General features: G+C 56.1%; 13 protein-coding genes. 4 read left to right on the plus strand and 9 right to left on the minus strand.

Annotated features, from left to right (window positions below):
* Positions 1–85: 85 nt before the first annotated feature.
* A complete protein-coding gene (locus tag FH871_RS10555; RefSeq protein ID WP_138991392.1) occupies positions 86–3,505 on the plus strand; it encodes a VCBS repeat-containing protein in 3,420 nt (1,139 codons plus the stop codon).
* Between the two features lie 210 nt (positions 3,506–3,715).
* On the opposite strand, the gene FH871_RS10560 is transcribed toward FH871_RS10555, so the two are convergent.
* From FH871_RS10560 to FH871_RS10570, 3 genes are read right to left on the minus strand one after another with little or no spacing between them, the layout of a single operon-like run.
* Complete coding sequence (locus FH871_RS10560; protein WP_138991393.1) at positions 3,716–5,176, minus strand: TolC family protein; 1,461 nt, start codon at positions 5,174–5,176, stop codon at positions 3,716–3,718.
* The gene (locus FH871_RS10565; protein ID WP_138991394.1) at positions 5,173–6,525 is read right to left on the minus strand and encodes an HlyD family secretion protein; all 1,353 of its coding nucleotides are present in this window, start codon (positions 6,523–6,525) and stop codon (positions 5,173–5,175) included. Before FH871_RS10565 ends, FH871_RS10560 begins: the two co-directional genes overlap by 4 nt.
* Positions 6,518–7,522, minus strand: a complete 1,005-nt coding sequence (locus tag FH871_RS10570) for an ABC transporter transmembrane domain-containing protein (RefSeq protein WP_138991395.1) — start codon at positions 7,520–7,522, stop codon at positions 6,518–6,520. Before FH871_RS10570 ends, FH871_RS10565 begins: the two co-directional genes overlap by 8 nt.
* A 116-nt stretch (positions 7,523–7,638) precedes the next feature.
* Between FH871_RS10570 and FH871_RS10575 the strand changes: the two genes are divergently transcribed.
* A complete protein-coding gene (locus FH871_RS10575) occupies positions 7,639–8,349 on the plus strand; it encodes a TetR/AcrR family transcriptional regulator (protein ID WP_138991396.1) in 711 nt (236 codons plus the stop codon).
* 13 nt (positions 8,350–8,362) lie between these two features.
* On the opposite strand, the gene FH871_RS10580 is transcribed toward FH871_RS10575, so the two are convergent.
* The 6 genes from FH871_RS10580 to FH871_RS10605 all read right to left on the minus strand — a co-directional run bounded on the left by FH871_RS10580 (position 8,363) and on the right by FH871_RS10605 (position 16,048).
* On the minus strand, positions 8,363–8,779 hold the full coding sequence (locus tag FH871_RS10580) for a YidH family protein (RefSeq protein ID WP_212768213.1): 417 nt from the start codon (positions 8,777–8,779) through the stop codon (positions 8,363–8,365).
* A 3-nt stretch (positions 8,780–8,782) separates the two neighbouring features.
* The gene (locus tag FH871_RS10585; protein ID WP_138991397.1) at positions 8,783–9,913 is read right to left on the minus strand and encodes a sodium:proton exchanger; all 1,131 of its coding nucleotides are present in this window, start codon (positions 9,911–9,913) and stop codon (positions 8,783–8,785) included.
* 90 nt (positions 9,914–10,003) lie between these two features.
* A complete protein-coding gene (locus FH871_RS10590; RefSeq protein ID WP_138991398.1) occupies positions 10,004–10,288 on the minus strand; it encodes a hypothetical protein in 285 nt (94 codons plus the stop codon).
* Positions 10,289–10,359: 71 nt separating this feature from the next.
* A complete protein-coding gene (locus FH871_RS10595) occupies positions 10,360–11,466 on the minus strand; it encodes an efflux RND transporter periplasmic adaptor subunit (protein ID WP_171062817.1) in 1,107 nt (368 codons plus the stop codon).
* Between the two features lie 4 nt (positions 11,467–11,470).
* Positions 11,471–14,656, minus strand: coding sequence for an efflux RND transporter permease subunit (locus FH871_RS10600; RefSeq protein WP_138991400.1), 3,186 nt, complete (start codon positions 14,654–14,656; stop codon positions 11,471–11,473).
* Between the two features lie 21 nt (positions 14,657–14,677).
* Complete coding sequence (locus FH871_RS10605) at positions 14,678–16,048, minus strand: TolC family protein (RefSeq protein WP_171062818.1); 1,371 nt, start codon at positions 16,046–16,048, stop codon at positions 14,678–14,680.
* Positions 16,049–16,226: 178 nt separating this feature from the next.
* On the opposite strand from FH871_RS10605, the gene FH871_RS10610 reads away from it, so the two are divergent.
* Both FH871_RS10610 and FH871_RS10615 read left to right on the plus strand, forming a co-directional pair.
* Positions 16,227–16,904, plus strand: coding sequence for a response regulator transcription factor (locus FH871_RS10610; RefSeq protein WP_138991402.1), 678 nt, complete (start codon positions 16,227–16,229; stop codon positions 16,902–16,904).
* Positions 16,901–18,268, plus strand: coding sequence for a HAMP domain-containing sensor histidine kinase (locus FH871_RS10615; RefSeq protein ID WP_138991403.1), 1,368 nt, complete (start codon positions 16,901–16,903; stop codon positions 18,266–18,268). The genes FH871_RS10610 and FH871_RS10615 overlap by 4 nt, the downstream gene beginning before the upstream one ends.
* Positions 18,269–18,270: the final 2 nt, after the last annotated feature.

Consider the following 18,270-nt stretch of genomic DNA (forward strand, 5'->3'; position numbering starts at 1 on the left):
GTATAGAAGGCGGGGGGCAACGGTAAATAACCGCTTGCTCCTCGCTTTATTCGCTTTCAGCCCGTCGTTATTGCCCGTGAAATCCATGCGTTTTTCCTCTCTTTTATACCGGCTTTTTCTTCTGCTGATCATCGGATGTACGGCCTGCCGACAGTCGGAGCCGACGCTTTTTGAACAAATGCCGACCGGTCAGACCGGGATTTCCTTTGCCAATACCCTGAAGCCCACCGATTCGTTAAACGCGTTTTCATTCACCAATTTCTACAACGGCGGGGGCGTCGGCGTCGGCGATGTGGATAACGACGGCAAACCGGATGTGTTTTTCGGCGGCAATCAGGTCAGTTGCAAGCTGTATCTGAACCGCATCGATTCGACGACGCACGACTGGAAATTTGAAGATGTTACCGAAGCCGCCGGGTTGACCACCAACCGCTGGTGTACCGGTATTTCCATGGCCGACGTAAATGACGATGGCTGGCTGGATATCTACGTCAGCGTGGCCAAACACCCGGCCATGCCGCATTTGGAGAACCTGCTGTTCATCAATCAGGGTGTTCAGAATGGCCACCCGGTTTTCAGGGAAATGGCCGCAGCCTACGGTCTGGCGGATGCTAACTTTACAACCCAAACCGCCTTTTTCGACTACGACCTCGACGGCGATCTCGATGCCTATCTGCTCAATACCGGCCCCGATCTGCAAAATCCAAACTATTTGCGGCCCACCATCAACGACGGTTCGTATCCCAGCACCGGCAAACTGTACCGCAACGACGGCGGTGGTCCGCAGGGCCACCCGGTTTTCAAGGATATTTCCCGCGAGGCCGGTATTGTCTACGAAGGACTGGGGTTGGGCCTGGCCATCAGCGACCTCAATAAAGACGGGTATCCCGATATTTACTGTTCAAACGACTTCATCAGCAGCGACATTCTGTATCTGAATACGGGAAAAACCGCCCCCCGGAACCCCGCTTTTACCAATGTGATTCGACAGGCCACGGCGCATACGAGCCTGTACGGCATGGGCGTCGATGTGGCCGATTTTAACAACGACGGTTTGCCCGATATTTTCCAGCTCGACATGTTGCCGGAAGAAAACGCGCGGCAGAAAACGATGCTGGCCGGGCAGGATTACGACCGCAAGGAACTCAGCATTTCGGAACCGTACCGGTATCAGATGCAGTACATGCGCAATTCACTGCAACTGAATCTGGGCGTTGACAGGAGCGAAGCGGGGAAAAATACGGTGCCGCTGTTCAGTGAAATCGGGCTGTTGGCGGGCGTTGCCAAAACCGACTGGAGCTGGGCCGCGCTGATGGCCGATTATGACAACGACGGTCGCAAGGATCTCTACATTACCAACGGCTACCGCCGGGATGTCACCGACCGCGATTTTATTCAGTTTACCGAGGAGTTTTCCGGATTCGGTACGGCGGAGTTTCAGAAGGACAAACGCGAGGAATTGATCCAGAAAGTGCCGGAGGTGAAGGTGCCGAATTACGCGTACCAAAACGCTGGTGATCTGGCCTTTACAGATGTCTCGAAGGCCTGGGGCCTGGCCGATCTGTCGTATTCCAACGGCGCGGCTTATGCCGATCTGGACGGCGACGGCGATCTGGATCTGGTCGTCAACACCATTGATTCCGAAGCGTTGGTCTACCAAAACCGGGCGCAGCAGCAGAATCCGGCGCACTATGTATCCATCAATCTGGAAGGCCGACCAGGAAACCGGCAGGGCATTGGCACCAAAGTAACGCTTTGGGCGGGTGGACAACTGCAATACGCCGAACTCTCGGTGGTGCGCGGTTTTCAGTCCTCCGTCGAGCCGCTGTTGCATTTTGGACTCGGAAAATCGGCGATGATCGATTCGTTGCTGGTGGAATGGCCGGGCGGCTCGTCCGAAAAGCAGTACCGGATTCCGGCGAACCAACGCCTGAGGCTTCGGTTCAGTCAGGCCCAAAAAGGCGTCATTGAAGCTACTCCGAAAACCGGCAACCCGTTTTTTGCGAACGTGACGGATCAGATTTCGCTGGATTTTCAGCACCGGTCTTCGGGATTTGTGGATTTCAAACAGACGGCGGCTTTGCACAAAATGCTGTCGCGCACCGGTTTTGCGCTGGCCTCCGGCGACATCAACGGCGATGGTCTGGACGATTGCTTTGTGGGCGGCACCTACCGGGGCAGCGAAGCCTGTTTTCTGATTCGGACCCAGACCGGCGGTTTTACCAAAAAAACGTTTCCGATTCACCCCAATCACGACGATACTGCCGCCCTGTTGTTCGATGTTGATGGCGACAAAGACCTGGATTTGTACGTAGTGGGCGGAGGAGCTGAACGGCCTGCGTCCGACAAACTCTTTTACCAGGATCGGTTGTACGTGAACGACGGTAAAGGCGGTTTCAGCCCGGCCCCGGCGACTGCTTTGCCGGATGTGTCGGGCAGCGGTTCCTGCGTGGTGGCGGCTGATTACGATCGCGATGGCGATCTTGATCTGTTCGTCGGCGGGCGGCAGATTCCCGGTCAGTACCCGCTTCCGGCCCGCAGTTATCTGCTCCGCAACGACACCAAAAACGGTTCAGGCAAGTTTACGGACGTCACCGCCCAGCTTTGCCCCGATTTACTGAAAGCCGGTTTGGTCTGCACCGCCCTCTGGACCGACACCAACAACGACCAGTGGCCCGACCTGCTCCTCTCCGGCGAATGGATGCCCCTAACTCTGTTAAAAAATAGCACTGGCAAAACATTCACTCATTCGCTCATTCACCGCAACGGCGGACCGTCATTCACCCATTGTACCGGCTGGTGGAATTCCCTCGCGCAGGGCGATTTCGACAACGACGGTGATCTGGACTACATGGCCGGCAACGAAGGGCTGAATACGCTTTACCGGGCGTCGGAGAAAGAGCCGATCAGGATGATCGCGAAAGACTTTAACAAAGACGGCACGTTCGATCCGCTGATGGGGTATTTCATCAAGGGCGTTCAATATCCGGCCATTCCCCGCGACGCGCTCAACCAGCAGGTGATTCAGTTCCGGCGTAAATACCAGCGGTATGCCGATTATGCGAAGGTGACGTTTGACGAGTTACTGACCCGCGACGACCTCGACGGAGCTTATCAGGTGGAGGCTACTGATCTGGAAAGTGCTTATATCGAGAATCTGGGCAATGGCGAATTTAAAGTAACGCCCCTGCCGCGCCTGGCGCAGCAATCGCCGGTTTTTGAAATTATTCCGCAGGATGTGAACCACGATGGCAAGCTGGATGCGGTATTGACCGGCAATTTTTACCCGAACGAAGTCAACATGGGGCGCCAGGATGCTTCGTTCGGGCTGGTGTTGCTGGGTGACGGACACGGAAATTTCCAACCGCTCATGCCCCGCGAAAGTGGTTTGCGCATTACCGGCGACGCCCGGAAATCGCTGGTGCTTTCCGGCGAAGGCGTGGACCCATTGCTGGTCACGGCCGTGTATGGGCAGGGATTGCAGTTCAACCGGTATGTGCGGTAGGTTCACGTTTCATGTAGATAACCGGGGGCTACAAGATGAGTCATCCCTACGGGATTGATCTTAAGGTCATTTCAACCTTTCCCCCGGTCGAAACCGGGTGCCACAATATGATTCATCCCTACGGGATTGGCCAATCCCGTAGGGATGAATCATATTGTAGGGCTAAAATTGATCAAACCCGCAATTAATGAATCCCGTCGTGATCTATCATTACAACGATCCCGAGTTGGTTCCGGCTGCGTACCAAAGGGCGGCTACGGCTTTCTGGTATTTGGCCCGCAGTTCTTCCAGTTTGACCTGCAAATCGATCAGTTTGGTTTCCCGGCTGTTGATCAGAAACAGCGAACTTTCACCGATGTCGAACTTCTGCTGCTCGGCCCGCACCAACGTTTGCTGGTTGGTAACCGTCTGTTGCTGAACGGCAATCAGCCCCTCCAGCGTTTTCAGTTCGTTCCAGGCGGCCTGTACATCGTTGGCAATGTCACGGCCGGTTTGCTGCCGTTCGAGGTTCAACTGCTGGCTTTTGATCTGCACCTGCCGAAGCTTGCCGCGCTCTTTGCGCAGGAAGAGCGGAAACGTCAAATCCAGACCGATTTTGTGGTTTTCGGGCCGAAAAGCGTAGTAGCTGGGGCCATCGTAACCCAGTCCCGGCAAAGGTGTACGGCTCAACAGACTCGCATTCAGTGTGATCTGGGGTTGCAGCAACGACCGCCGAAACCGCTCTTCCACCGCCAGCTGCTGCCCTTTGGCCGCCAGACTCAGCAATTCAGGGTGCTGTTCTGCCGCCCGACTCAGCAGGTTTTGCAGTTGGGCTTCGGTGGTCCGATCAAGCGGAGCGGTCTGCGGCACTACCGCCAGGGGCAGGTCAACCGGTTTGGGCGGGGTATTCGCATCATCGCTGATCCACAGAAAAGCCGTCAGCCGCAAGCGGGCGTTCTGCCAGTCGACTTCCGCCTGTTGGAGTTGCACCAGCCGGTCCTGCACCGTAATCAGGGCTTCAGTGGTATCGATGGGAGCGACATCGCCCAGGGCGGCCCGTTCCCGCATCGCCCGAAACCGGGTGTCGGCCAGTTGGTATCCCTGCCGGATCAACTGATACTGCTGATAGGTCATATACCAGTCCCAATAGGTTTTGGCCGCATCGAACAGCGTTTTGTTAATCAGTTTCAACCGATCGGCATCCGCCAGATTGACCGCCAACTGCGCCTGACGCAAGGCATTGCGCCGGGCGTCGATCAGCAAACCCTGCCCGATCGGGACGCTTAGACCCACAGCCGCCAATCCGGAAGACGGCACCAGGTATTCCGGATTCAGATACTCCCCCCGGTTGCGGTCGTAGGTCATCTTGACGTCGATGCCGCCCGGCAAAATCGGTACCGCCAACCCGGACTGCCACTTGTCGTAATACAGATTATTGCCGAATTCCTTGCGGTCATAGGCCGAAAACAGCTTCGGATCGAACGCACCCTGCGCCTGGCGGATTTCCTGCCGGGCTTCCTCATTCAGCAAAGCCGCCTGCCGGACAATCGGGTGGTGCTGCGAAACGACCCGGTAGAAATCGGCTGCCGAAAAAACCGTCGTATCCGGGGAGGGCGTCGGAGTTTGCCCGAATGTTGTGCCGGACACCGCGCCACCCAGCAAGAGCCCATAGAGTAGGATGAGACGTTTCATGCCTTCTTTTCCTCTTTAGGTTCTTCTTTCAAACTGGGCGGAAAACCGTTCAGCTGCCGCCAGATTTCATACCAGATCGGTACGTCGTCGAGCATCACCCAGCCATACACACCGGAGCCAACGCGCAACTGTTTGGGCCAGGGCTGGTCGCTGGGCCGGGCTTTGGGCCGCACCAGCAGGCGGTATTTGCCATTGACACTGCTGACGGCATCGATCACGGCCACCTCACCCCCGAACGTACCGACGGCCACCGTCGGCCAGCCTGAAAACTGAATGGCTGGCCAGCCATCGAACTGAATCCGGACTTCGCGCCCGCGCTGAATCAGCGGCACGTCCATCGCCCGAACGTAGAGTTCGACGGCGATGGAGGGGTTGGCGGGTTGCAGACTGGCAATGGATTCGCCTTCCTTGATGGTCTCGCCAATCCCGAATTTCAACGAGCGAACCACGTAGCCATCCTGCGGAGCGCGCACCACATAGAGCCCCCGCCGAACGTCCACACTGCTGATTTTATTCCGGATTTTGGAAATCTCACCGTCGGCTTCAGCCCGGTATGAAACCGCCGAACTGCGATCCGAGAGGGCTTTGGCAATTTTTTCCTGGTAATCGGCCTGAATTGTGTTCAGGTCGAGCCGGGCGTTGACCAGTTCCTGCCGCGAGACGTTGAGTTTGTTCTCCCACGCAATCACCTTGGCGTAGTCCTGCTGCACTTTCAGCCGCCGGGATTCGAGGTCAGTGAGTGAAAACAGACCGTTTTTGTAACCTTTCTCGTAACGCTCCAGCCGGTCGAGGGCAATCTGGTAATTCTTCCGTTCGGCGAGCAGGTCCGTGCTGTCGCTGGTCACTTTGAATTCGCTCTGGCGAATCTTGTTCCGGGCCGACGCCAGTTTGACCTGTAACCCGGTTTTGAGGGCGGTAATCTGTCCGTCGAGGGCGGAGATTTTGGCATCGGTGGCTTCCAGACTGCCTTGTTTGGCGTCGAGTTGTTCGTCGAGCCGCTGGGGAAGTCTGGGATCGAAATATTCGTCTTTGATTTCGGAGATGACCAGCATCGTATCCCCTTTTTTAACGTACTGGCCTTCCTGAATTTTCCAGCGTTCAATCCGGCCGGCGATGGCGTTCTGGATGGTTTGCGGGCGATCCTGGGGCGTCAGTGCCGTGACGGTTCCTTCGCCGTTGAGGTTCTGCTGCCAGGGCAGAAACATGACGCACAGGCCTACGAGTAACATGCCCAGCATCCAGCGACCCAGCCGCCGACCGCTGTCGGGCTGGGGAAGTGTTCGGAGGGTTTTGAGCGGGTAATGGGTGAACAGTGCCTCATCAACCCGCTGGTTGGATAAGTTAAGCATGGGGCGCGGGTTCGGTTTCGAGTGGTAAATCCGTTACGTTGGCAATTTTTTCGACGGCGGTCAGCATGTCGAAAACCGTGTCGATGCCCGAAATCAGTTTCTCTACCGATCCGGAAATCAGGACGATCACCAGTTCGGCGGCTACAAACTGGCCCAGCGTCATTTCCCGGCTGATGACCAGCGAAGTTCCCAGAATGAGCAGACCACCGGTGATCAGCGTCCGGAAGGCGATGGCGCTGTAAAAGAACCGTTTCAGGACGCTAAAGTGTGAATTGCGGTTGGATACATAATTAGCCACCAATTCGTCGATTCGGTCGATTGGCTCCGGGTCATTCTGGTGGCGGTAGCGGGGGAGATCGCGGGCGAATTCTTCCAGACAACTAACCACCTTGTATTTGTATTTGGATTCATCCAGGCTCGTGCGAATGCCCCGGGGGCCGTAGATCCAGCTAACGCCTAAAATGACCAGCAGGGTGAACAGCCCAAATCCGAGGAAAACCGGGTGGTAAAACGACAGCAGGATGATCCCGAACAAAATCTGCATGGCGGCCGCTGTCAGGTCAATCAATAATTTGGGCAATCCTTTCTGAAGCGTCAGCACATCGAAAAATCGGTTCATTAGCTCGGGGGGGTAGTAAGCCGAGAGTGCTTCGGGCTCAATTCGGGGGAGCCGGTAGGCAAACTCAAAAGCTGCTTTGGCAAAAATGCGTTGTTGCAGCACTTCCACCAGCGTCATTTGACCCACCACCAGCAGCCCGGCCGCCAGCACACCCACCACCACTAGACCGATCAGGACATAAACCGAACTGAAAACCAGCCCGCTGGACACCAGATTGAAAACCGCCTGAATACCGAGCGGCAGGGAAAGGCTGATTAAGCCCGTAATCAGGGCATAGAGATAAATGTACCCAATGTCTTTTTTTTCAGTTCCGAGCAGCCGGAGAAGCCGTTGGGTGGGGGTTGGTGGAGGTTGTTGATATGAATTTATAGTTGCCATAAAATTGCTTTCTTAACTGATAGTAAAACTATCATTCTTGCAAACATAACTTTTATTCCTGAAAGTTTGTTTCTTTGTGAAGTTATTTTCTGTTACACAGTAAATAGACGCGCTAAATGGAATATACTGTAGTGGTTCGGATGAACGAGAAGCTTTTTCTGCGCGATCCGGAGGGCTCGGAACTGGGTCGCCGGATTGTTCGGCAGGGCATTCAGTTGATGGCCGAAATTGGGTTTGAAGAGATGACCTTCCGCAAGCTGGCGGACAGGATCGGCACCAAAGAGTCCAGTATTTACCGGTATTTTGAAAACAAACACCGGTTGCTGGTCTATCTGGTGGCCTGGTACTGGCAATGGCTGGAATATCAGGTGTTGTTTCAGACCAACAACCTGACCGATTCGCGGGAGAAACTGGAACGGATTCTGAAGCTGCTGCTGCTGAAAGACCTGTCGCAACTTCATATATCGACAGCGGTAGACGACATGGATATTCCGGCTTTGCACAGCATCGTGATTCAGGAAGCGAGCAAGGCGTATCTGACCCACCATGTGACGGAAGACAACCGGGAGCAACTGTTCAAACCGTACAAAGATTTATGCAGCCGCATTGCCGGCATCATTCTGGAATACCGTCCCGGCTATCCCTACGCCCGGTCGCGCGCCAGCTCCCTGATTGAAACCGCTCATTATCAGGCGTTTTTTATGCAACACCTGCCAGCGCTGACCGATTTCGGGGTTGAGCCGCCTGGCCGGATTGAAAGCAAAGATCCCTTGTTGACCTTTCTGCGGCACCTGTTGTTCTCGTCGCTGGACACTGCCCGGTTTTGAACGGCAGCCGGGGTTAAATACCGGGTAAAAGATACAGTATCAGGAGAATCGCCCCGATCACGATGCTCAGGGTCAGCAGGAGTGAAAGCCGTTGCGAGGGGAAGAAAACGTTTTCGTTGAGTTGTTTTTCGACCGATCGGTACCGGAAGAAAGCCAGCAGTGCCAGGACGGCCCCCAGAGCTACCATCAGCACACCGATAACCGCCGAATACCCTTTTGAAGGCAAAACCGTTCCTTCGCCGAGGGCAACACTGAGCTGGCGAATAAAAAGAGCAAATTTGACAATGACAAACCCGAAGCCCATCAGGGCTACGCTGGTCCGTATCCAGGCCAGAAAGGTTCGTTCGTTGGCCAGGTAATCGGCGGGTCCCGGCGTTTTGGTGGGAAGTTTGTTGGGTTGTTCCATCGTACTTCGTATAACCTGACGCATCTTTTAAAGTTTCGGTTCGAGTGGTTTCCCGGTCTGCCAGTGGTAGTGCAACATGCCCCCGGTCATCATCAGCACCGACAGAATAACGGTTAGCATGAGCATTCCGGGAGGAAGACCTTTGAGACGCAGCGATCCCGGAATGCTCAGAAACAGCAGCACCGTAATCAGGCCCCGGGGTGCAACCGGGATCACCGCAAAAAGGCGTCGATCGCCCAGGGTTCTGAACAGAAAGAACCGCAGACTGAAAATGATCGTAATCAGGCCCAGACTGCCCAGCAGGGCCGTTGTGTCGAAGAGCGAAGGCAAATCCGTCACGTAGCCAAACAGGAGGAAGAAAAAGGTGCGGACCAGAAAAGCGGTTTCGCCGGTCAGGTTTTTGATCTGGGTCAGTTCCTGTTCAAACAACTCGTTGTGGAGCAGTCGCTTGAGACGGCCCCGGACGAATAATTCCGTGTTGTTCATAAACAGCCCGAACACCAGTACCAGCAGGAGGGACGAAAGGTGGTAGAGTTTGCCAATGGCGTAGAACAGCACCAGCGAGGCAACGATGGGGAAATATTTGACCGGGTGGCTGATCTTGCTGATGAGATACAGCAACAGAAAACAGCAGACCACCGACAATCCGCACATGATGGCCGTATCCTTCACAAAGGCGAGCATCGACCACCAGCCCCCCGGAATGTTGTAGATGATAAAATTAAAAACCATCACCCCGATGATGTCCGATAACGAGGATTCGTAGATAACGAACTCGCGGCTGAATGCCGGGAAGATCCGGACGCTGGGAATGGCTACGGCGCTGCTGATGACCGAAAAGGGAACGGCGGCCAGAATGCCGTTGACAAGCGGTTGCTGAAGCCATTGGCTCAGAAACAGGCCAATGGCAAGCGTAGAAACTACGATGGTGAGCACGGTGGCCCGAAACGCCCGCCGAACCAGGGGCAGCCGGTCGGGCGACAGTTCCAGTTCCAGCGCCCCTTCCAGCACGATCAGAATCAATCCCAGCGTACCCAGAACCGGGAGAAGCCGGTTCTGCAACGGGATCTGGAAACCGGTGTAGTCGGCCAGTTGACGAAGCAGCATTCCGGTGCCGAGCAGCAACAGCACCGACGGAATCCGGTATCGGCGGCTCAACAGGTCAAATACATATGAAAGCAGAACGGCTAGACATAGTAAAATGATAAAATGCGTGTTGCGCATAACGACTGGATTTTGAACGCCGTCTCACGGACGACTGGACGTTGAACCGGCGTCCAGTAAACGGGCCAGTTCATCGATCAACGCATCCGTCCGAAGAAAATACTCTTCTTCCGACAGGGCACCCTGTTTATAAAGCTGCAGCAACTGATCCAGCTCTTTCTTGATTCGGCGGTAACCGGCATCCATCCCGGTATTTCCGAGGTGGATTTTGTTTTTCAGGCGTTTATCCCTTTTTCGTTCCCAATATTGCCCCACCATGAAGCAAAAAATGCCTACGGCCAGTGTGGTTAAAAGGATAAAAAGGATCATGGCCTGAAAAGGTTTACCAAAACCGTATTCGCTGGCGTAGGTCGGTCCGGTAAATTGCCGGACCACTCATTCTACTGAATCGCCGTTCCCTCTTTGATGGTTTCCCGGGCGTTGAAAATGACTTTGTCGTTGTCGCGTAAATCACCAAAAATTTCAATCATGTCGCCGGATTTCTGGCCCCGCCGAATCGCTACGCGCTTGGCCCGGCCGTCCTCAACTTTGATGACGTATTGCCCCTCCGTAGAGGCAACAACCGCCGACGTGGGAACCGCCAGCGCACCGGGCGTTCCGGTGGCCGACAGGCTGATGTCGGCAAACATGCCGGGCTGAAGCTGGCGGTTTTGGTTGTCTACGTCGATTTCCACCGTTTCGGAGCGGAACTGTTGATTCATCGTACCCGACCGGCGGCTGATTTTTCCTTTGAAGACCTTCCCCGGCATGGCACTGACCGTAAACGCCAGCGCTTCACCTTTCCGAAGCTGGCTGCTGTAGGTCTCGGGAACATCGAAAACCAGCCGCAGGCGGTTTTGCTGTTGCAGCACCAGCATGGGCCGGTCTTGCCGCGCACCGGTTCCGACCAACGCCCCCGGGTGAACGTTCCGCTCGGTGATGAACCCATCGAACGGAGCCGCAACGGTCAGATAGGATTTGAGCTTGGCCATGGCGCGGTAATTGGCTTCTTCGCCCAGCAACGATGCACTGTCGGCCTGCACCCGCGCCAGGGCGGTTTCCAGATCCAGGGCCGATACGGAACCGGGGACCTTGTTACTGGCCACCAGCCGCCGGTAGTGCTCACGACTGGCCACCAGCAGGGCCTGGGCCTTGAGCGAATTGGAACGGGTAGCCGCCAGCCGCTCTTCGGTTTCAGGCGCATCGATCGTCATCAGCACCTGACCCTTGCGAACCGCCGAACCCCGGTCGACCAGCACCCGATCCACAAAACCCGTAGCGCGGGGATAGATGGTAACTTCCTGGTAGGGGTGAAATTCGCCCGGCAGTTGCACGGTTTGCCCCACCGGCTGCCGCGACACGGCACCAATGCGGTATTGGGTTTCGGCCACGGGTTTGGTGGTCTTCTTCTTTTTCAGAACCGTCTGCCCCGAGTCCGACGAGTTACAGCTACTCAGTGTACAAAGGCCCAGCAAGGCCAGCAGACGACTATATTCGATGATTTTCATACGCTTAAGGATGAACGGTTTGGGGTTCAAAATCGGGAGTCTCAACGTCAGGATGATCGGCAGTCGTGTCGTCGGGCAACAGGGATGGGTCAACATAATTTGTGTTTCGCTGCAACCAGACGTAGACCTGCGGCACGATGTACAGCGCGGCCAGGGTCGATGCGATCAGTCCGCCAATCACGGCCCGGCCCAGCGGAGCCACCTGCTCCCCAGCCTCGCCCGTACCCATCGCCATGGGCACCATACCGGCCACCATCGCAAACGAGGTCATCAGAACAGGCCGGAGTCGCAGGCCCACGCTGTCGATGGCGGCCCGCGTCACGTTGCGGTATTCCCACCGCAGCCGCTCCGCATTGGTGACGATCAGAATGGCGTTGGCGACGGAAATACCGGTCGACATAATGATGCCCATGTACGATTGCAGGTTGAGCGTACTGCCCGTCAACAGCAGCAGTCCAATGGACCCCACGATGACGGCAGGTACGGTGCTGAGTACCACAAACGACAGCTTGAAGGATTGGTAGTTGGCCGCCAGCAGCAGAAAGATGACCAGCACCGCAATGCCCAACCCCAGTTGCAGGCTGTCGAGCGTTTCGGTCAGCAGCGACGACATCCCTTTCACCTCCGTGATGAGTCCATTCGGGGTTTCGCCCAGTTTGGCAATGGTGGCTTCCACGGCCTGCGTGGCCGTACCCAGGTCGCGGTGGTGTACATTGGCCGAAACCGTTACGAACCGGCGGGGGCCGATGCGGTCATATTCGCCGGGCAGGGTGTCGATGGAAAACGTGGCGACATCGCCCAGAACAGGCCGTGTCTGACCCGATACCAGCGGAATTGACTCCAACTGCGTCATGTTGCGCATGTCATATTCCGGAATCTGTACCTGCACCTGGTAGGTGTACGCCGACTGTTTATCGAGCCACTGGTTTTTTTCGGTATACCGGCTTGACGAAGTAGACGCGGTAATGGACCGGGCGGCTTGCTGGAGGTTCAATCCCATCATGGCCAGTTTCTGCCGGTCGAGCGTGATGTTGATGACCGGAAATTTCAGCGGCTGAAGAATGCGGACGTCGCGCAGATACGGCACCTCGGCCAGGCTGTCGACCAACTGGTTGGCATATCCCGCAATTTGTTTCATGTTACGCCCGGCCACCATCACCTCGATGGGCGTGCTGGCGCCCCCGCTCATGAGCTTTTCGGTCAGATCGGCGGGTTCGAATGAGAGTGTGAGGTCGGGAAGCTGGTCCTGAACCGCCAGCCGGATGCGCTCTTTCAGGTCCTGCATGTTGGTGTGAAAGCCCTTGGTCAGTCCGACTTTAATAACCGCATCGTTGGTTCCGCTGGTATTCACATAGAGGTTGGAGGTGGCGTAGTTGGTCGGCACCACCCCAACGTAAGCCGACGAAACCGCCAGGTTTCCCCCCGACACCTCATCGACCAGCGCCAGGAGTTCACCCACGCGTTCTTCGGTGCGTTCGAGCCGGGTGCCGTCGGGCGTTTTCATCCGGATCACCATCTGGCCGGAGTTGGTCACGGGCAGCATGTCTTTCCCGATCAATACGAAACCGACGCCGGCCAGGGCCAGAACGCCGACGAAATACAAGGTGAGAATGAGTCCGTTGCGCCGAAGCAGCCGCCCCGTCTGCCCCACGAAACCGACACGAACCCGCTCGAAAAAGCCAGGTTTTTTCGCTTCGTGATCCGGTTTGTGAACGTGGTCTTTCATGAGCCAGTTGGCCAGTACCGGCACCAGACTCTGGGCCAGAAAATAGGAAACCGTCATGGCAAAACCGATGGACAGCGACAGGGGCAGGAACATGGCCCGGGGAACGCCCGTCATGATGAACGAGGGGGCAAATACCGCCAGAATACACAGCAGGATCAGCAATAACGGCAGGGCAACTTCCTTACAGGCATCGAAAATCGCCTGCTTGCGGGTTTTCCCCATTTCCAAATGCTGGTGAATGTTCTCAATCGTCACCGTGGCCTGATCCACCAGCACCCCGATGGCCAAAGCCAGCCCCGACAACGTCATGATGTTGATCGTTTGTCCGGCCAGACTTAATCCCAATACGGCGGCAATGATGGAAACCGGAATCGTGATGATGACGATGACCGACGAGCGCCAGTCGCCCAGAAAGAGCAACACCATCAGACCCGTCAGAATAGCCCCAAGCCCGCCTTCAAACAGCAGACTTTCAACGGCATTGATTACAAACACAGACTGATCGAATTCGTAATTCACCTCAATATCGTCCGGGAGCAGACCGCGCATTTCGGGCAGTTTGGCCTTCAGCCGCGTAACCACATCCCAGGTCGAGGCATCGGCGGTTTTAACAACCGGGATGTACGACGAGCGGCTGCCGTTGACGAGCGCATACCCGGCCGTGACGTCCGAGCCGTCGAGCACGGTGGCCACGTCGCCCAGAAACACGGTGCGGTGTCCCTGCGTCACGACCGGAATCCGGCTGAAATCGGCCACCTGGTCTTCCAGCGAATTCAGCGTGGTGATGTAGGTCGTGTTGTCGATCCGGATGTTGCCGGAAGGTGTCATGGCGTTGTTGGCCGCCAGCGCTTCCACCACTTCATCGGGCGAGAGGTTCAGGCTCCGGACTTTGTCGGGGTTCAGGTTGATGACAATCGTGCGGGAGTTGGTTCCAATCGGGGGCGGAGCCGTCAGGCCCGGCACGGTGGAAAAGAGGGGTCGGATGCGCGTTACGGCCAGTTCGTGAATTTCCGCGAGTGAACGGGTTTTACTCGAAAACACCAGATCGCCGATCGGCACCGACGACGCATCGTAGCGCACCACCTGCGGGGGCAGTGCGCCCGGCGGGAAGAACTTCATGGCCCGGTTTACCTGGATGGCCACTTCGGCGGCTGCCTGGGCCATGTCGGAACCTTCATAAAAAGCCAGCTTTACGATGGTTAGCCCCTGCACACTGCGGCTCTGAATTTCCCGAATACCGCCGATGTACAGAAACTGGTCCTGCATCCGGGTGGCAAAGAAACCCTCCATCTGCGCCGGTGACATCCCGCCATAGGGTTCGATCACGTAAATGGTCGGGGAGTTCAGGCGCGGGAAAATATCGATGGGAATCCGCATTGCCGACAGAATCGAAAACACAACGACTCCGGTAACAAGTACCAAAACCGCAATCGGGCGTTTCAACGACGTTGCTAATAAAGACATAAGCAGAAAATTTAGGTTGGGTTAGCGCCGGAACAGCGAATAGAATTCCTCAAAATTGTCGGTCGCCTGGGCGCGCTGCAACCGGAGTTGTACGGCCTGGGCGCGGGTCTGCACGGCTTCTTTCTCCACCGCCGTGAGCAGCGTCAGGGCGTCGGTCAGGCTCAAAATGGTTTCCAGTCCATTGTTGTAGAGCGAAAACCGCTGGTTGTACGCATCCTGGGCCGAGCGCAGCGTGTAGGGGAGTTCGGTCAGTTCGCTCTGGACGACGGAAAGCTGGGCGTCGGCAATCCCCACCGCATTCTGAAGTTGCAGCTTCGCAACGGCCAACTGGTTGCGGGCTTCCTCAATCCGGAATTGCTGGAGCTTGATGCGGTGAGAGGCCCGTCGGAAATCCATCAGATTGACTGTTCCGGCAATGCCGAGCAGGTAGTTCGTGCGGCTATAGGCCAGCCCTTTCGCCACCGGGCCAAAGTTGTTTTCGACGTCCAGACTGGAACCCCGCGCCCAGGTGGCCGCCAGCAGCGAGATTCGCGGAAGCGCCGATTTTCGAATGAGGTCGATTTCGGCGGTTTGCCGGGTGACGAGTCGTTCCTGAACCCGCAGGAGCGGATGCGTCGGCGGGGTGAGCGAAGTTGAAAGCGGAACCAGCAAAGGCCCCACCCGGAAGGCGGTATCGATTTTTACCTCTTCGGCCGGTCGACCCGTCAGCGTGGCCAGTTGAACCCGCGCGCGCTGGCGTTCTTCCTGCATCCGGAGGTAGGCGAGCCGGGCGCGGGAAAGCGCGACGTTGGCCAGGGAAGAATCCAGGCCGGGCTTGACGCCGTTGCGAACCAGGTTGACGATGATCCGGCGCACGGTATCGACCCGGGCCAGGTTCTGCTCTTCGATGAGCAGATTCTGCTCCGTCCAGTATAAATCGAGGTAACTGCTGATGACCGTCTGGCGCAATCCGAACTGCTCGCGCTGGAGGTTCGCTTCGCTGACGGCGACATCGCTGCGAACGAGCTTGTCTTCCGCCGAAAACCGGCCAAAGTTGTAGATTTCCCAGTCGGCGGTGGCCAGCGCCACATTGCCCGACGCCAGATCCGGGCGGTTTTCGGCCCGGCGTCCGCCCGAGGTCGGCACGATCAGACCCAGGGAAAAATAAGAGCCCGAAATCCCGTTGGCCGTTCCGATGTTGATCTGATCGTGCAGCCGGACATTGGGCAGTCGGTTGTCGCGGACCACCCGGACGTTGGCGCGGATGGCTTCCAGTGCTGATCGCTGGGCCGCCAGCGTGGGATATTGGGCAAAGGAGGCTTCAACCGCTCCCTCCAGCGTGAGCGTCTGGGAAAACAACTGGGGAGAACTTCCCAGCAAAAATACAAAGGCAAGCAGATGACGTTGAATCATAGTGCGTTTCAAAATAAGAATCAGGCTGTACGGGTCGCAACAATTCCTTTTCAAAATAACCACCCCTTCCATTAAAGGCTGATTAGTGACTTATTAGAATTTGGTTAGAGTCCGGGCCAACCCCCTGAATTGGTTACTTTGTTGCTACATTTAGCCTAAAAAAGACGGTAGACAGCCTATGAATGTCTTACTTGTAGAAGATGATGTTGAACTGGCGCAGTTCATCCAGAAAGGATTGCAGTCTGAAGGAATCTCGGTTTCGATGGCGTTCGACGGCGTTATTGGCCGGAGTCTGGTCAACGAACACCGGTTTGATGTGGTCGTGCTGGACGTCAATATTCCCGGCATGAATGGCTACGATCTGTGCCGGTATATAAAGCAGAACTGGCCGGCCATTCCCGTTATTCTGCTAACGGCGCTGGGGAGTCTGGACAACAAAGTGCTGGGATTTGAATCGGGAGCCGACGATTACCTGACCAAACCGTTCGCATTTAAAGAGCTGCTTTTTCGGCTGAAAGCCCTCGCCCGGCGGAATTCGCCCCGCCCGTTGCTGCCCCAGCGGCTTCAACTTTTGGATCTGGAACTCGATACGCAGTCGCACCAGGTCTGGCGGGCGGGACAGCGCATTAGCCTGACGGCGCGCGAATATGCTCTGCTGGAGTATCTGCTCGCCAATCAGGGGCGGGTGGTGAGCCGGGTGAGCATTCAGGAAAATGTCTGGGATGTGCATTTTAACACCAACACCAACGTCGTGGATGTGTACATCAACTACCTGCGCCGGAAAATCGACACCGTAGAACCGAAGCTTTTGCATACCGTCTTTGGGGTCGGGTATATGATCGGCGCTGAACCATGAGCATCAAGCAGAAAATAACCATTGCGTTTGGTCTGCTGGTGGCGGCTTTGCTCATTCTGTTCTCCGTGTTTATTTTTCAGGCCTACGAATCCTACCGGAGTTCGCTGATGAAGACCCGGTTGCAGCGCCGGGCCCTGGCGGCTCAAACCTATTTTCTGAACCGCAGCGAATTTCAGCAATCGACCTACCTGACCTTACCCGAGCAGCACGAAACGCTTTTTGACGACCAAAACCAGCGGATCTATGCCTCGACCGGCCCCGACGATTACCCGCCACCGCCCGAATTGCTTGAGGAGGCCCGGCGCGACGAAGTGTATTTTACCTATAAAAGCCCGGAATGGGAGGCCCCGAAGGAAGGGGTTGCGCTCTCGTTCCGACATCAAAATCAGGTTTACGTTGCCATTGTGACGGCCTATGACCTGAGCGGGCGGCAGACCAGCCGGAATCTGGTGGCCATCCTGATCGGCGGCAATTTCCTTTCGCTGGTGGTGATTGTGCTGGCCGGTTTTTTATTTGCCAGCCGGGCCATGTACCCGTTCGACCAGCTCATTCGCCAGATCAACGCGGCTACCGTCAATGATTTCTCGTTTCGGCTGATTCACGAACCCCAGCCCGACGAAGCCAGCTATCTGGCCGGTTCGTTCAACGACCTGTTGAGCCAGTTGCAGCAACTGGCGTTGAGCCACGAGCATTTTATCGGCTATGCTTCCCACGAAATTCGGACGCCCCTGACGGTGGTCAAAGGCATGCTGGAAACGAGTTTGGCCTATGATCAGACGCTGGAAGCCACCCACCAGAGCATCGAGAAAGCCCTGTTTCGATTGGATGGTGCCATTGACCTGGCCAACTCCCTGCTGCGGTTAACCGAAGTGGAAGGACTGAATCCGTCGCGGCTGCTGGAAGACATCAATCTGGTAGACACCATTTTAGATACCGTTACCTATTTCCAGGAAAAATACCCCGAACAGGCCATTGAACTCCAACTGACCGATATTTTTACGGAGAGCAGTTCGGTGATCAAGGTAGTCGGCAACAACAGCCTGCTCCGCACGGCCCTGATCAACATCATCGACAACGCCTGTAAATATTCCAGCCACCAGCCGGTGCAGGTTCAGGTGACCTACCAGCCTTCCTGGGTCGTTATCGATGTCATCGATCAGGGCATCGGCATTCCCGAAGCGCAGTTGTCCGATGTGTTTCTGCCGATGATGCGGGCCGGTAACGTGGGCGGTATTCAGGGGTTTGGTCTGGGACTCACACTGGCGGAAAAGATTGTCAGCCTGCACCAGGGCGTTCTTCAGATTCAGTCCGTGCCTCATCAGGGTACCACGGTTTCTGTCCGTTTGCCTGCGCTGCCGTTTTAAAA

This window comes from Larkinella sp. C7 (assembly GCF_006149005.1).
Classification (GTDB): domain Bacteria; phylum Bacteroidota; class Bacteroidia; order Cytophagales; family Spirosomataceae; genus Larkinella.

Coding starts and splice junctions, on each gene's coding strand:
- FH871_RS10555 (WP_138991392.1), top strand. CDS start 86: ATGCGTTTTTCCTCTCTTTTATACCGGCTTTTTCTTCTGCTGATCATC.
- FH871_RS10595 (WP_171062817.1), bottom strand. CDS start 11,466: ATGAAAATCATCGAATATAGTCGTCTGCTGGCCTTGCTGGGCCTTTGT.
- FH871_RS10560 (WP_138991393.1), bottom strand. CDS start 5,176: ATGAAACGTCTCATCCTACTCTATGGGCTCTTGCTGGGTGGCGCGGTG.
- FH871_RS10565 (WP_138991394.1), bottom strand. CDS start 6,525: ATGCTTAACTTATCCAACCAGCGGGTTGATGAGGCACTGTTCACCCAT.
- FH871_RS10570 (WP_138991395.1), bottom strand. CDS start 7,522: ATGGCAACTATAAATTCATATCAACAACCTCCACCAACCCCCACCCAA.
- FH871_RS10590 (WP_138991398.1), bottom strand. CDS start 10,288: ATGATCCTTTTTATCCTTTTAACCACACTGGCCGTAGGCATTTTTTGC.
- FH871_RS10600 (WP_138991400.1), bottom strand. CDS start 14,656: ATGTCTTTATTAGCAACGTCGTTGAAACGCCCGATTGCGGTTTTGGTA.
- FH871_RS10580 (WP_212768213.1), bottom strand. CDS start 8,779: ATGCGTCAGGTTATACGAAGTACGATGGAACAACCCAACAAACTTCCC.
- FH871_RS10615 (WP_138991403.1), top strand. CDS start 16,901: ATGAGCATCAAGCAGAAAATAACCATTGCGTTTGGTCTGCTGGTGGCG.
- FH871_RS10610 (WP_138991402.1), top strand. CDS start 16,227: ATGAATGTCTTACTTGTAGAAGATGATGTTGAACTGGCGCAGTTCATC.
- FH871_RS10575 (WP_138991396.1), top strand. CDS start 7,639: ATGGAATATACTGTAGTGGTTCGGATGAACGAGAAGCTTTTTCTGCGC.
- FH871_RS10605 (WP_171062818.1), bottom strand. CDS start 16,048: ATGATTCAACGTCATCTGCTTGCCTTTGTATTTTTGCTGGGAAGTTCT.